We start from the raw sequence: 14,131 nt of genomic DNA on the forward strand, positions 1-14,131 counted from the left end.
GCCATGCGTGTGTTTCATATACCCCATTTAGTGTATAATAGCACCTTTGGCTCTCTTTTTATAAGGGGGTGATTTTATAAGGAGTTGGCATGAACCGACTAGAAACTTTAGAATCCATTTTAGAGCGTTTGCGCTTGGCGATTCGCAAAAATGGGCTGAAAAACTCTAAACAACGCGAGGAGGTGGTGAGCGTGCTTTACAAGAGCGGGACGCATTTAAGCCCTGAAGAGATCACGCAAAGTATCCGCCAAAACGACAAGAACACCAGCATTTCTTCCGTTTACCGCATTTTAAATTTCTTGGAAAAAGAAAACTTTATTTACACACTAGAAACAAACAAAAATGGAAGACGCTATGAAATCGCGGCTAAAGAGCACCACGACCACATCATTTGTTTGCATTGTGGAGAGATCATTGAGTTTGTGGATCCTGAGATTGAAGAGCGGCAAAGCCAAGTCGCCAAAAAGCACCAGGCCAAATTAGTCAGCCACGACATGAAATTATTTGTGGTTTGCCCCAAATGCCTAGCTTTGGGGGCCGAGTAAATCCTGCCAGCTTAAAGGGTGCCCCACTTTTAAATCTCCAGCCGCCCTTTGGCCTAAGACTTTATCTAGGTATTTGGGGGCGAGCCCTGCATTTGGGCGCAAGGCTTTGATGTGCTCTCTTGTGAGCGTTTCGCCCTTTTTAAGGGGCTTTACCACAAAAAGTGAGCGGGCAAATTGCGCCCCTTTGATCTCTTTTGCGTGAGGGGTTGGGCTGCCTAGGGCTTCTTTGGTTTCACGCACAGCCTGCATAAGCGCGCCAAACTCTTTCGTGTCTAAGCTAAAGGCACTATCGGGGGTCTTTAAACTTTTATCGAGCATGAAATGCTTTTCAATCACGCTAGCGCCCAACGAGGTGGCGATGATCGCGCTTAAATGCCCCAGGGTGTGATCGCTTAAGCCATAAGGGGTGTGGTAAAGCTCTTTGAGTTGGGGCATGGCAAGCAAGTTTGCCTCTTTGAGAGGGGCGGGGTAGGCGCTGGTGCATTTTAACAGCGTGATGTCGGTGTTGCCCGCTTTGTGGCACACTTCGAGCGCGTCTAAGATGTTCTCATGTGTGGCGATGCCCGTAGAGAGGATCAAGGGCTTTTTGGTGCTGGCGACCAAGCGCAACAATTCTAAATCCGTGATCTCAAAGCTGGCGATTTTATAAAGGGGGCAATCTAGGCTCTCTAACAGCTCTAAACCCTTGAAACTAAACACCGAGCTAAAGAGGCATAAATCCAAACTTTTGGCAAGCCCAAAGAGGGGCTTGTGCCACTCTAGGGGCATGGCGGCTTCTTGGTAAAGCGCATACAGGCTTTGTTTGTCCCAAAGTGTGCCTTCGATGACGAAGGGGGGCTTGTTAAGGGACAAGGTCAGGCAATCTGGGGTGTAAGTTTGCAGTTTTGCCGCTCCTACGCCCATGTTTTTAAGCACGATTAAAGATTTTTTAGCGGTGTCTAGGGAGTGGGCGTGGTTGGCGCTCAATTCTGCAACAATGAGAGGAGTCATTTTAAGCCTTTGTCTAGGGGGGAGATTTTGGAGAAAAGCCACACATCGTAGTAGTTGTCTTGACGTTGCACGAAGTCGCGCAAAAAACCGCCCTTGCGGTAAGCATGCCGCTCGTAAAAACCTATCGCGCGGGCGTTGGTCGCCATCACTTCTAGGTGCAGGGCGTGCAAGCCAAACTTAAAAAAAGCGATGAACTCTAGCCCGTCTAAGATCAAGGCCCCCACACGCTCTAAGCTAGGGTTTTTGTAGATGCCTAAAAAAGCGTGGCTGTGGGCAAAATCTATGCGGGTGAGCGAGCCCACACCGAGCAGCTCTTGCCCTTGTTTAAAAAGGTAGTAAGCGGAGTTTTGGCTAAATTGCAGTTGCTCAATGAAGTGCAAATGTGCTTCTTTAGAAATGTGCTGGGTATACATCCAAGCGGTGGTGGAGGGGTGGTTGCGGAAGGCCAAAATTTGCATTTTTTCGGCTTTGGTGGCGTGGCAGAAGTGGCAGGCGTGCAGGGGTTGGCTGTCTTTAAAATCTTGACTGGGGATTTCAAAGCTTTGGTTTAAGAGATTAAGCATGGGCTAAAATCTTTTGCAAGGCGGGCAAGAGTTTGCCCCCGAGTTTTAACCCCCTTTGGGCGGCCTGCATGCGCTCTCGATCCTTTAAATCTAAAAGGCTTTGTAGGGCGTTTAACAAGTTGTCTAAACTGGCACACAGCAGCGCCCCTTCTGTTGCCAACGCCTGCACTTGGGGGAGTTGGTTAGAGGCAATGGGTAAACTCACTAGGGGGGTTTGGCTTAAGATCGCTTCATAGACCATTTGTCCCCCACTAAAAAGGGCAAGGTCGGCTTGCTTTAAACGCTTGGCAAGTTCTATGGGGCTTACCAGCGGCTCAAAGGAAAAGTTGGGGGCTGTTGACAAGTGGGGTAGTAAGGGCTTGGGGGCGATGGTGTGGATTTGTAGGGTGGTGGGTTTTAACAGCTCTAGGGCACGCTTTAGCGGTGTCAAGACCAAATCGCTGCCCCCCAAGCATAGCAAAATCTTTTGAGGTGTGGGTTGTAGGGGTTTGTGGGCACAAAATACGGGGTCAATGGGGTGATACCCGCTGCCTAGAAAATAATGCGGGTGGGTTTGCAACTCTTTAGGGTAGGCGGTGTGGGCGTGGTGGGCGGGGTTAACGATGTAAATGGGGCAACAAGCGTTGCTTTTTGCTGTGGGGACAAGGCGCTCTTTGGCAAATAAATCTTCAAAGATGATTAAAGGCGTTTGGATTTGGGCGTAATCGGTGGGCTGGGCTAGGTAGCTGTCTATGATCGTTAAATGGGCCCCTGAGATTTTGCTCTTAAGCCACTCTATGGGGATGTCGGCTAAGGGGTGTGGGGCAAAGAGGCGCACCTGTGCCATGGGCTCTAGCAAGGCTTTTAATTTTTGCATGCGCCTTAAATGCCCGAGCCCGCTTTGCGGGTGTGCGTCAGCAAAGAGGTGAATCGTCTTCATGCAAGGCGGTGTATTTCAAGGCGGCGAGGGTCAAATCTTCAAAGCTATCTATATCTTGCACGCACACTTGGGGCAAGATAAGGGGCCAAGAGTGGGGGGCAAGCAGGGGTTCTTTGGCAAGAAAGTGCTTGACTTGGCCTAGGTAGAAAAGCCCTGCATCGTGATAAAGGGGGGGCAAATCCTGCGAGCGTTTTTGCATGTTGTCGTTAAAAAGTGGGGTGGGGGTGTTGTCTTGAATGTGAAAGCTGCGGTAAGGCGAGGAGCTATAAATGCTGCAGGCAAAGGCGTATTTTTTCAGAGGATTTGTTTGCAAAGCCTGCAGGGCTTCTTTAAGATACTCTGCTTTTAAAAGCACACTTGTGGCGTAAAGCACGCAAAGATCAGTGTTTGCTTCCAGTTTAAGCGTCGAGGCGGCATTAGCGGCGACTTCTAGGGTCGTGCTAAAATCCCCCGCTAGGTGGGCGGGGCGCTCTAGCACACTTGCCCCATTTTCTTGGGCCACTTTGGCGATTTCGGGGTGGTCGGTGCTTACAAAGACTTGGCTAAAAAGCTGGCTGGCATGCGCGGTTTGCACGACATGGCTTAAAAGGGGCTTGCCTAAAAAGGGGGCGATATTTTTAAGCGGGACACGCTTAGACCCCCCGCGGGCTAGGATAAGGGCGATCATCAGTAAGGAAAACTTGAATCGAGCACATCCCCGCCCACTTTTTTCTTGTTGCTGCTGCTAAGTGCCCCTAGGTTTGTGTAAGAAATCTTGGCATCGGCGATGTATTTGGATTGAATCGTGTTGTCGCGCGCGATGTCAAAGGGGCGCACCACTCCGCTGATTTTAATGACTTGTTTCTCCCCATCCACCAAGACTTCGCGGCTGCCATAAATGAAGTAGTTGCCATTTTCTAGGACTTTGACAATGCGGGCGGTGAGGGTGAGTTTTAGATCCTCGCTTTTCTTTTGCGAACCCCCACCTTTAAAGGTGTTGTTGGTTGTTGATTGCGTGAGGCTATAGTTGGTGTTGTCGTTTAAGAACTGGGTTTGGTTACGCTTGTTGAGGTTCGTGCCATTGTAGGTGAGGCGCGGGGCTGTGGCGGTGCCATTAGAGGTGCTGGCGTAGTTTTTGGCGGTGTTGTAATTGGCACTGGAGTTCTCGACCACAATCACAGTGATAAGATCATTGGGTTTCATCGCCCGCCTGTCGGCAAATAGGGGGCGCTCGCCCTGCCCGAACAAGCTACCCGGCTTTGCGATTTGGGGGATAAACTCTTTAGAGGGCATGTCTTCTACATAGTCGGGGGGATCGAACTTCATCCCCGGCTCGACCGCCCACAAAAATCCCCCCGCCAAAAACACACCCCAAATTTTTAAAATCCCTTGCAAAGCCATGAAACATCCTTATAAAATTGGCACATTTTAGATGTAAATTATACTATAATAGCGGTTTATTTTAAGCCTATCAGGTCTTTTTTAATTTTAGGAGTCAAGATGAAAAAATGGAAAGCGTGGGTGCTTGGGGGATTTGTAGTTGGGGGCTTTGGGGGCGCAGAGCAGCGATCAATTCAGGCATCACGATTCTTGGACCGATGGGCTCTTTGTGGGCGCAAGCTACCAAACAGGTACCGTTACGATCCTAACCAGCAATTCCACAGCAATGAGTACCCACCGCTCCGGGCGCGATGACATGAATGTGGGGGCAAATGGGCTAGGCTTTAATGTAGGTTACACGGGCTATTTTAGAAAAGATCAAATGTTCGGGGCACGCTACTACGCCTTTTTAGATTGGCAAGGCTTTGGGGCACGCTACCCAAAAACCCCCTATGGCGGAGGGCAGTACTACGGGGGCAATGATTTACTCACCTATGGTGCAGCCGCCGACTTTTTCTATAACTTTTTTCAGGGGGCGTTTTACCGCAACGACATTTCTTTAGATTTGGGCGTTTATGTGGGGGTCGCCATTGCTGGGACTTCGTGGCTTGTGGGCGCGAGTGGACAAAAAGCAATGGGTCTACCCAGTTACGCCAACCCCAGTACAAGTGCGTTCCAATTCCTCTTTAACATCGGGGTTAGAGCTTTGGTGGTGGGCCAACACGGGATCGATGTTGGTTTTAAAATCCCCACCATTAACCATATTTACTACAGCGGGGGCGATTGCAGTGTTACTTTCCGCAGAACCTTTGCCTTTTACATTGGCTACAATTACCACTTTTAGCGGCACTCACTCCACATTTTTTTGTAATAACTTTGGGCTTTTTGGATCATGGAGGGGTCGTTGTCTTTGACCAGCAATTCGTAATTGTTCTCAAAGGCGTTTTTGCTCCAGTTAGCCGAGCCTAAAAAGATCGTGTTGTTGTCGATGATGGCGAGCTTTTGGTGCATGATCCCCCTATGTTCTTTGCCTTTGCCAAAATAGCGGGCTTCTTTGCCGCTAAGCATACAAGTGGAAATCCCCCGGTATTTAGCCAGGTAACCCATTGTGGAGTATTTGCCATGCGCACCACCGGTGTCGTAAATGATGTTCACCTTCACGCCCCGGCTAGCCGCGTCTTTCAGGGCTTTGGCGATGTCTTTGTGTGTGAAGCTGTAAATGGAGATGTTGATTTGGCTTTTAGCGGCGTTGATCCCACTAATGAGGCTCTTTAGAGCCTCGTGTTGCTCGTAGGGGAGCATGTATAAAGTGGGGGCGGCGTGCATTGTGGCAGCGAGCAAACAGAGGGATAAAAGAGATTTGAACGAGCGCATCTTTAAAGTCCTTTAAAATTATTGTTAATCCAAAACATAGGGAACTTATATTATAATCCACGGCTTAGTTAGCCCAGCTTAAGGAGTGTCCTTGAAAATTCTGTTAGTGAACCAAAATAAAATGGTGGGCAAACTTTTTGAGAACATCGCCAAAAAGCTAGATTTGGAGCTTGTGGCTGAAGAACATGTGGAAAAGATTTTACCCACCCTTGAGGAAAGCAAGGAATGCTTTTTCTTCGCTGACGACACGGCGGTGGATGGCGAGGAATACGAGCATTTAAAATCGCATCTAGAGGGGGTACAGCTCAGCGGGCTGTTGTTGCGTAAAGGCATTGAGGAGTTTGGGGAGTTCACCCACTACATCAAAAAGCCCTTTCTACCCACAGACATTTTGCATATCTTGCAAAGAAGCATGGGTCCTGCCATGCCGCAAAGCTCTCCCTCGCTCCCAAAAGACATCGAGGCGGTGTCGGCCGAGTCGGATGCGGATTTTTTTAAAGACATCGACTCGAGCTTGAACCAGCTAGAGGGGTTGTTAGACCCCATCGCCCTCACCTCCCAAGAGCCCCCCAAAGAAGAGAGCAAGGAAGAACCCCCAACACCACCACAAGAAACCGCCATCACAGAGCCCACAGAACAGCCCCAAAACACAGCAGAGGAATCCAAGGCAGCACAGACCACAGAAACAGCAAAAGAAGAAACAGTAAAAGAAGCCCTAAAAGAGGACACACCACCACAAGAGGCGCATGACCCCTTAGCTTTGAATTTAGACGATTTGTTGCCTGTGGACGACAGCGAGGACGAAACCCATGCCGGATTAGAACACGATGAAATGTTAGAGGATTTGGTGCAAGAGGACTCCCCCAAAGCACAGGATTTGATGGATAACATGCAAGCCATGGGCGATCTCATGCAGTCTGCCAAGCACGAGATTGAGGAGACAACAGAGTCTGATTTGCAAACCTTTCAAGAATCCCCCGCATCCAAAGAGAGTGGTTTAGACCAAGATCCCATAGAGGTGCTAGAATCAGATGCAAAAAAAGGCGCGGAATCCACAGAAGAACCCAAAGCTGAACCTGTAGAACCCGATTCACAACCCACAGAAAATCCACAAGTTTCCGAGTTAAAGGACTCGGAAGATCTAGACAATTTAGAGCTAGAACCACCCGCGGCCACACCACAGCCCGAATCCATAGCTCAAGAATCCGCCCAAGAAGCCCCCACAGAACCCGAGTTAGAACAAGCATCCATAGAATTAGAAACAAAAACCCCACAAGGGACAGAGCCCACAGAGCAAGAACCTCAAGCGCAAGAAAGCACACAAATCCCCGAGCTAGAAACCAGGCCTCAAGCGCAAGAAAGCGTAGAACAACTAGAATTGGAGCTTGATGAAGCCCCTGAGTTGGAGACACAAAACCTAGAAACAGAAAATCCACAAGGCAGTCCAGAGCTAGAGCTAGAACCCCAAGAGATCGACCCCCCCCGACCCCCCAAGCAGAGCTAGAAACCGTCCCCACAAAAAAGGATACACAAGAATCCCAAGTGGAATTAGAAAAAGACCCACAAGAGTACGAACACATTGAAGACATCCCCGAACCGGTGATGTCTAGTGTGGTGGATGGCTCGTATGAAGCCCCCCAAACCCCAAGCCCCAAAGCCCCACGAGCAGACATAGAGCAAATCCCCACAGAGTTAGAAGACCTGGCGGCAGAAGAGCCCCTTGTAGAAGGCGAAAGCCCAAAACCTGAAATCACAAAAGACCCTGAAGAAGCCCCCAAAGAGAGCCTAAAGCAAGCCCCCCAAGAGCAAGAAACCCCCAAGAGAGCGCACCCACAGTAGGAGGAGGGGCAACACCCTTGCATTTGAGTTTTGATTTAAAAGACTTGTTGAAAGATTTGCCCATTGACCCTAAACTTTTAGAGGGCAAAACTCTGAATATACGAGTCAATTTAGCAGACAAAGATGCCTAACCACGCTTACCGCATGTTGGTGTTGGCAGGACCTAGTGGTTCTGGTAAGAGCACTTTAATCAGCCACCTACTCAAGCATTGCCCCGATATTTATTTCTCTATCTCCACCACCACCCGCCCCAAAAGAGCGGGTGAAGTGGAGGGGCAACATTATTATTTTGTGAGCCAAGAGGCGTTTTTAAAGGGCATAGATAACAAGCAATTTTTAGAGTGGGCGAAGGTGCACGGGCATTACTACGGCACTTCTATCACCCCCATTGAACAGGCTCTAAAGGTGGGCAAGTTGATCTTGTTTGACATCGATGTGCAGGGGCATCGCAGTGTCAAGGAAGTTTATAAAAAGGCGACTTCTATTTTTATCACCACAAAGAATATCCACACCTTAAAAGAACGCCTAGAGCAAAGACGCACAGATAGCCACGAGGTGATCGAGCGGCGTTTACAAACCGCCTTGCAGGAGATTCAAGAGGTCGAGTTGTTTGACTATGTGTTGGTTAATGAGGATTTGGAATTGTCTAAAAAAATGGTGTTAGAGGTCGCCCACACCTTGGGTTACAAACAGCAAATGTTTCCCAAAGAGGAGTTTTGCGAGGCGTGGGGGGCGAGTCATTAAAAAGAAGGATGTAAATGGGTACTTTTAGTGTTTGGCATTGGTTGATTGTTTTGGCGGTGATTTTGCTTTTGTTTGGGGCGAAGAAAATCCCCGAGCTGGCAAAGGGACTAGGCAGTGGGATTAAAAACTTCAAAAAGGCGGTTAAAGAGGATGAGGAGGAGGAGGGTAAAAAGCCTGAGAGTGTAACGATGCAAAGCCCACAGCAATCCACACAGCCCACGCACACCACTCCACAGAAAGAACAACAAAGTTAGCCATGCACCGCAGAGTCAAGGAGTTATTAGAACGGGTGTTACAAACTGAAGTGGTGCTAGAGCACCCCAAAGATCGCTCTTTAGGGCATTACGCCAGCGTGGTGGCCTTCCCCCTAGCCAAGGTGCGTAAAAAAGCCCCTAAACTCATTGCTGAGGAATTGGTGCAGACTTTAAGCACACACCCCGAGTGTCAAGAAGTGTTTAGCCAAATCGCCCCGCTCAATGGGTATATCAATTTCACACTCAAGGAAGGGTTTTTAAACAGCCTTTGCAACGAGGCTTTGTCTTTGGGGGCGGACTTTGGCAGACAGGCAGACAAAGAGGAGAGTTATTATGTGGAGTTTGTGAGTGCAAATCCCACGGGACCTTTACATATCGGGCATGCGAGGGGGGCGATTTTTGGCGACAGCTTTTGTAAACTTGCCCGCTTTTTGGGCTACAAGGTGCATAGCGAGTATTACATCAATGACTTAGGTGCGCAGATCAAAACTTTAGGGCTATCTGTGTTCTTGCGTTTGAAGGAAAAGTTTGGCGACAAGGTGGATTACCCCGATGCGTGCTACAAAGGCGACTATGTCTATGAGCTCGCCCAAATGGCTAAAGAGCATTTTAACCTAGAGAGTTTGGAAGGGGTGGATGAAGAGGCGTTGGTGGTGCAATTTGGCAACTTTGCTAAGGGTTTAATGCTAGCAGAGATCCAAGAAACTTTGGCAAATGTCGGCATTCACATGGATGGCTATGTCAGCGAAAAGGCGGTGTTTGCGCACAGCGCTAAAGTGTTTCAACGTCTAGAAGCAAGCGGGGGGGTGTATGAAGAAGAGGGCAAGCTGTGGCTCAAATCTAGCGTCTTTGGCGATGAAAAAGATCGTGTGGTGCGTAAAGCCGATGGGGATTTCACCTACCTAGCCCCCGACATTGTTTACCACGACTATAAGTTTCAACAAGGCTACGACCACTACATTAATATCTTTGGGGCAGACCACCACGGCTATGTCCCCCGCATTAAAGCGTCCTTGCAATTTTTGGGTTACGATGCGTCTAAGTTAAAGGTCTTGTTGGTGCAGATGGTGGCTTTGGTAAAGGGGGGGCAACCTTATAAAATGAGTAAAAGGGCGGGTAATTTCGTGCTATTGCAGGATGTCTTGCAAGACATGGGTAAGGACGCTTTGCGTTTTATTTTCTTGTCTAAAAAACTAGACACGCATTTAGACTTTGATGTGGCGAGCTTGCAAAACACAGACAGCACCAACCCCATTTTTTACATACACTACGCCAACGCCCGTATCCACACCATGCTTGACAAATTCGCCCAAAAGGGGGGAAGTTTAGAAGAAGTGCGCCAAAGTGCCTTATTAGACTTGCCCCCTGCAGGGCAGAACTTGCTTTTTAATGCTCTCAACTTGCCTAAAGTCTTGCAAGGGACATTTAACGATCAGGAACTGCAAAAAATTTGCGACTACTTAAAAGCCCTGGCAGCGGATTTACACAGCTTTTACAATGCCTATAGGATTTTAGACACACCCCAAGAGCTGCCCTATTTGAAATTATGCCTTATGGTGAGTTCGAGTTTGACAATCGGGTTAAAATTGCTAGGAATCGAAGCCAAAAAGAAAATGTAGACAAGGGTGGGCGGGGATAAGGAGGGGGAGGTTACCCCGCCCGTGCCCGGTTGGAAAACCAACCAAAACGCATTATACCTAAAAAACTTGTATCTTTCTCTTAAACTTTACAAGAGCTTAAAAACTTATGTTATAATTCTTTAAGTTTAAGTTTTAGGTAAAGGATTGAAATGCGTATCTTGTTAGTAGAAAACGATGGGGACTTGAGTAAAGAGATCAGCACCTTTCTCAACGAAAAGGGTTTTCAAGTTGATGTCGCCGAAAATCTTGAGGATGGGGAATATTATATCAGTATCCGCAACTATGATTTGGTGCTGATTGGGTTTGAACTCAAAGATGGCAATGGTTTAAGCCTCGTGCCTTACGCCAAAGCCAAACACCCCTCCATTGTCAGCATCATTTTGGCCGAGCATGACTCGAGCGAGCAAGAGATCAAGGCGTTTAAAGAGGGCGTGGACGACTTTATCGCCAAACCCTTTGACATGGGGGTTTTGGTGGCAAGGATTGAGGCGCGTTTGCGTTTTTGGGGCTCTAGTATCATTGAGATTGAGGATTTAATCATTAATCCCGATGAAGAAAAGATCGTGTATAAGGGCAAGGAAATTGAAGTGAAGGGTAAACCCTTTGAAGTATTGACACACCTTGCTAGACATAGGGATCAAATTGTGTCAAAAGAGCAGCTTTTAGATGCGATTTGGGAAGAACCCGAACTTGTGACACCTAATGTGATCGAAGTGGCGATTAACCAAATCCGCCAAAAAATGGATAAGCCTTTAGGCATCTCCACGGTGGAAACCGTGCGCCGTAGGGGTTATCGCTTTTGCTACCCTAAGGGCAGCGCAGATAACTAAGTCTTTAGGCCTTTTTGAGCGATGAGCTCCAAGAGTCTTAAGAAGACAAGGCTCAGTTTCTCAAGTTGGGCGATCTCTAAGTGTTCATCGATGGCGTGTATGCGCTCATTGGTGAGTCCAAACTCCACCACCTCCACCCCGAAAGCGTGTAAAAACCGTGCGTCGCTTGTCCCTCCGTTTGTGTTGAGTGTGGGTGTGGTGTTTAAAACTTCACCAATGGCTTGATCTAAACACCCCACCAACAGCGAGTTCTTAGACGAGAGAAAGGGTATGGAGTTTTGTTTTAGGCTCAAGTCGTAGGGGACTTTAGCAAGGACAATTTCTAAGAAGTTTTCAAGATCTTTTAGGGTTGTGCTGGGCGAGTTACGGACATTAAAGGTGATGTCTAAGGTCTTTGGGGTAACATTTTCTGCACTCGAGTCGGTTTTCATAGAAGTGATGACAAGGCGGGAGGGCTCAAAGGACGCATCGCCCTCGTCTAAGAACGCCCCCGCAATCAAACTCAGCTTGTCGGCGACAATGTCTATGGGATTTAAACAAGTCTTAGGGTAGGCAACATGCCCGGGCACGCCGTAAATGGTGAGCCTGCCCGCAATTGAGCCACGCCGTCCGATTTTCACACTATCGCCCAAATACTTGACGCAAGTGGGTTCTGCCACAAGCGCAAAATCGGGCAGTAGGTCTTTCTCTTGCAACACCTCTAGCATGTATTTTGTGCCAAACTCCGCCGGGCCTTCTTCATCGCTTGTGAGTAAAACAGAGAGCCTTAAGGGCGTATCGGGGGCAACTTTGGCGCAAAATTCTTGCAAGGCGCATACAAACGCCGCCACCCCCCCCTTCATATCCTGCGCCCCTCGCCCATACAAAAACTCCTCTAAAATCTCCCCACCAAAGGGGTCAAAACGCCACCCCTGCCCCACAGGCACGACATCTACATGCCCCACAAAGCAAAAGTGCAAGGGATCAGCCCCCCCAAAGTCCTTTGTCAAAAAGAGATTTTTCACCCCATTTTTATCCGCCCTTAAGGGTGTGAAATCAGGCAATAAAGATTGTATGTACTTATAAATCCCCTCCTCTTTGGGAGTGATGGTTTTGTAGCTTATAAGTTTTTGGGCGATTTTAGCGGGATTCATGGGGGTTTTCTTGAGTTTTTGGTGTAGGTGTAGGTAAAGTTGCAGGACTTCTAAATTTGCAGGGGTGATCCCACTGATTTGTGAAGCTTCAAAAAGGCTTTTGGGGCGGAATTTCTCTAGCTTTTCGCACGCTTCTAACCCCAAACCCGTGATGCTTTGGTAGTTAAAATCTAGCGGTATGGGGGTGTTTAGCATTTGCGCCATTTTGGCAATGGACGCGCTTTGTTTGGCAATGTAGTCGTGGTATTTGCATTCAATTTTAACCTGCTCCAAAATAAAAGGTGCAAGCTCCATCAAAAAGCCTAAAAACTCAGGCAACACATTGGGACTAAAGCCCTCCCTCCCCATTAAAAACACCCCATCGCATTTATCATTAAGGGGGGCTTGGCCTGCGTCTTTCAAGCATTTTAGCACTTCCTTAGTGGGCGTGATCGCAGTGTTTTTTAGCCGCTCTAATGCACTTTGGATTTGCTCTTTTTGAGCGCGAAGCTCTGCATACTCGGCATCGCCCATAAGTCCAAGTCCGTGGGCGTATCCGCCAAGCCTTAAGCGGGCATTGTCTTCTCTAAGCAAAAGGCGGTACTCTGCCCTTGAAGTGAACATTCTGTAAGGCTCTTGTGTGCCCTTACTCACAAGGTCGTCAATCATCACCCCGATATAGGCCTCATCACGGCGCAACACCAGCTCGGGTTTATTTTGTAGGCTTAAACACGCATTGATGCCCGCCATGAGTCCCTGCGCTGCTGCCTCTTCATAGCCCGTGGTGCCATTGATCTGCCCGGCTAAATAAAGATTAGAAATCCACCTTGTTTCTAGGGTGTGTTTGAGCTGTGTAGGAGGGACAAAGTCATATTCAATGGCATAACCATAGCGGGTGATTTGGGCGTGCTCTAGCCCCTTAATGGAGTGGATGACCTGCTCTTGCACCTCAAAGGGCAAGGAAGTGCTTAAGCCATTGACATAATACTCGCTACAGCTACGGGTTTGCGGCTCTAAAAAGAGCTGGTGGCGTTCCTTCTCGTGGAAGCGATAGACCTTGTCCTCAATACTCGGGCAGTAGCGTGGCCCCACGCTCTCAATCTGCCCGCTAAACATGGGGGCCAAGTGGAAGTTTTGGCGGATGATCGCATGCGTGTTTGTGTTCGTATAGGTGATAAAACACGGCAGCTGTTGGGGGTTAAAACCCTTGGTGTGATGGCTAAACTTAGGGGGCAACAAATCGCCACCATGTGCCTCTAGTTGGCTAAAGTCAATGCTAGCACCCGCTAGTCTAGGGCAAGTGCCCGTTTTTAGCCGCCCCATTTCAAAGCCCAAATCTGCCAAATTTAAAGATAGAGCCACCGCTGCGCTCTCGCCAAAACGCCCATTTTGGCTTTGGTGCGTGCCAATATGCACCAAACCTTGTAAAAAAGTCCCCGTGGTTAAGATGACTTTTTGTGCTCGATACTCCTTGCCTAGCGCGCTTTTCACGCCCACTACAGCCCTATCTTCTACTAAAAGCCCTTCCACCATTTCTTGCGACACGCTCAAATTTGGGGTGTTTAGCACCAAATTGCGGGCGTTGATGCGGTAAGCGTCCATGTCAATTTGCGCCCGACTTCCTCGAACGGCCGGGCCCTTAGACGCGTTTAGGGTGCGAAATTGCAACCCGCTCATATCGGTGAGCACCCCCATAACCCCACCTAGCGCGTCCACTTCTTTGACTAAGTGCCCCTTGCCAAGCCCGCCTATGGCGGGGTTACAGCTGGCTAGCCCGATATTTTCCACTAAAAGCGTGAGTAAATGCACCTTCGCACCCATTTTCGCTGCAACAATGGATGCCTCGATGCCGGCGTGTCCGCCACCCACCACGACTATATCAAAATGACTCAACATGCCTCTATTCTATTGTGAAACATTTTAACACTGACTTAACCCAAAAGGGCTTTATGCTAGAATTGT

Annotated in this window: 15 protein-coding genes; 8 read left to right on the forward strand and 7 right to left on the reverse strand. The window is 48.6% G+C overall.

The features are described from left to right. Positions 1-89 precede the first annotated feature (89 nt). Positions 90-545, forward strand: coding sequence for a ferric iron uptake transcriptional regulator (gene fur, locus QUE23_RS01145; protein ID WP_286348884.1), 456 nt, complete (start codon positions 90-92; stop codon positions 543-545). Here the strand turns inward: fur and pseI are convergent. The 5 genes from pseI to flgH are packed head-to-tail and all read right to left on the reverse strand — an operon-like array spanning position 525 to position 4,397. After that, positions 525-1,535 carry a pseudaminic acid synthase gene (gene pseI, locus QUE23_RS01150; RefSeq protein ID WP_286348885.1) on the reverse strand — a complete coding sequence of 337 codons (1,011 nt, stop codon included), beginning with the start codon at positions 1,533-1,535 and terminating at the stop codon, positions 525-527. The genes fur and pseI overlap by 21 nt on opposite strands. Further along, positions 1,532-2,098: a UDP-4-amino-4,6-dideoxy-N-acetyl-beta-L-altrosamine N-acetyltransferase gene (gene pseH, locus QUE23_RS01155; protein WP_286348886.1), complete on the reverse strand. Its 567-nt coding sequence runs from the start codon at positions 2,096-2,098 to the stop codon at positions 1,532-1,534. Before pseH ends, pseI begins: the two co-directional genes overlap by 4 nt. After that, positions 2,091-3,017, reverse strand: coding sequence for a hypothetical protein (locus tag QUE23_RS01160; RefSeq protein WP_286348887.1), 927 nt, complete (start codon positions 3,015-3,017; stop codon positions 2,091-2,093). Before QUE23_RS01160 ends, pseH begins: the two co-directional genes overlap by 8 nt. After that, positions 2,992-3,684 (reverse strand): pseudaminic acid cytidylyltransferase, encoded by a 693-nt coding sequence (gene pseF / locus QUE23_RS01165; RefSeq protein WP_286348888.1) that lies wholly within the window; start codon positions 3,682-3,684, stop codon positions 2,992-2,994. The genes QUE23_RS01160 and pseF overlap by 26 nt, the downstream gene beginning before the upstream one ends. Further along, on the reverse strand, positions 3,684-4,397 hold the full coding sequence (gene flgH / locus QUE23_RS01170; protein WP_434801990.1) for a flagellar basal body L-ring protein FlgH: 714 nt from the start codon (positions 4,395-4,397) through the stop codon (positions 3,684-3,686). Before flgH ends, pseF begins: the two co-directional genes overlap by 1 nt. A gap of 139 nt (positions 4,398-4,536) precedes the next feature. On the opposite strand from flgH, the gene QUE23_RS01175 reads away from it, so the two are divergent. Then, positions 4,537-5,220: an outer membrane protein gene (locus tag QUE23_RS01175; RefSeq protein ID WP_286348889.1), complete on the forward strand. Its 684-nt coding sequence runs from the start codon at positions 4,537-4,539 to the stop codon at positions 5,218-5,220. Here QUE23_RS01175 and QUE23_RS01180 read toward each other — a convergent pair. Beyond that, positions 5,217-5,750 (reverse strand): phospholipase D-like domain-containing protein, encoded by a 534-nt coding sequence (locus tag QUE23_RS01180; protein WP_434801991.1) that lies wholly within the window; start codon positions 5,748-5,750, stop codon positions 5,217-5,219. The genes QUE23_RS01175 and QUE23_RS01180 overlap by 4 nt on opposite strands. Positions 5,751-5,841: 91 nt before the next feature. Between QUE23_RS01180 and QUE23_RS01185 the strand changes: the two genes are divergently transcribed. The 6 genes from QUE23_RS01185 to hsrA all read left to right on the forward strand — a co-directional run bounded on the left by QUE23_RS01185 (position 5,842) and on the right by hsrA (position 11,057). Continuing rightward, positions 5,842-7,254 carry a midas domain-containing protein gene (locus tag QUE23_RS01185; protein ID WP_286348890.1) on the forward strand — a complete coding sequence of 471 codons (1,413 nt, stop codon included), beginning with the start codon at positions 5,842-5,844 and terminating at the stop codon, positions 7,252-7,254. Positions 7,255-7,292: 38 nt separating this feature from the next. Further along, positions 7,293-7,589, forward strand: coding sequence for a hypothetical protein (locus QUE23_RS01190; RefSeq protein WP_286348891.1), 297 nt, complete (start codon positions 7,293-7,295; stop codon positions 7,587-7,589). Positions 7,590-7,712: 123 nt separating this feature from the next. After that, a complete protein-coding gene (gmk, locus tag QUE23_RS01195; protein WP_286348892.1) occupies positions 7,713-8,333 on the forward strand; it encodes a guanylate kinase in 621 nt (206 codons plus the stop codon). 14 nt (positions 8,334-8,347) lie between these two features. Then, positions 8,348-8,587 carry a twin-arginine translocase TatA/TatE family subunit gene (locus QUE23_RS01200; protein ID WP_104691161.1) on the forward strand — a complete coding sequence of 80 codons (240 nt, stop codon included), beginning with the start codon at positions 8,348-8,350 and terminating at the stop codon, positions 8,585-8,587. A gap of 2 nt (positions 8,588-8,589) precedes the next feature. Further along, positions 8,590-10,206, forward strand: a complete 1,617-nt coding sequence (argS, locus tag QUE23_RS01205; protein ID WP_286348893.1) for an arginine--tRNA ligase — start codon at positions 8,590-8,592, stop codon at positions 10,204-10,206. A gap of 170 nt (positions 10,207-10,376) precedes the next feature. After that, positions 10,377-11,057, forward strand: coding sequence for a homeostatic response regulator transcription factor HsrA (gene hsrA / locus QUE23_RS01210; RefSeq protein WP_286348894.1), 681 nt, complete (start codon positions 10,377-10,379; stop codon positions 11,055-11,057). Here hsrA and mnmG read toward each other — a convergent pair. Further along, a complete protein-coding gene (gene mnmG, locus QUE23_RS09910; protein WP_353622233.1) occupies positions 11,054-14,065 on the reverse strand; it encodes a tRNA uridine-5-carboxymethylaminomethyl(34) synthesis enzyme MnmG in 3,012 nt (1,003 codons plus the stop codon). The two genes, hsrA and mnmG, sit on opposite strands and share 4 nt — an antisense overlap. Positions 14,066-14,131: the final 66 nt, after the last annotated feature.

The sequence above is a fragment of the Helicobacter felistomachi genome, assembly GCF_030296895.1.
Classification (GTDB): domain Bacteria; phylum Campylobacterota; class Campylobacteria; order Campylobacterales; family Helicobacteraceae; genus Helicobacter; species Helicobacter felistomachi.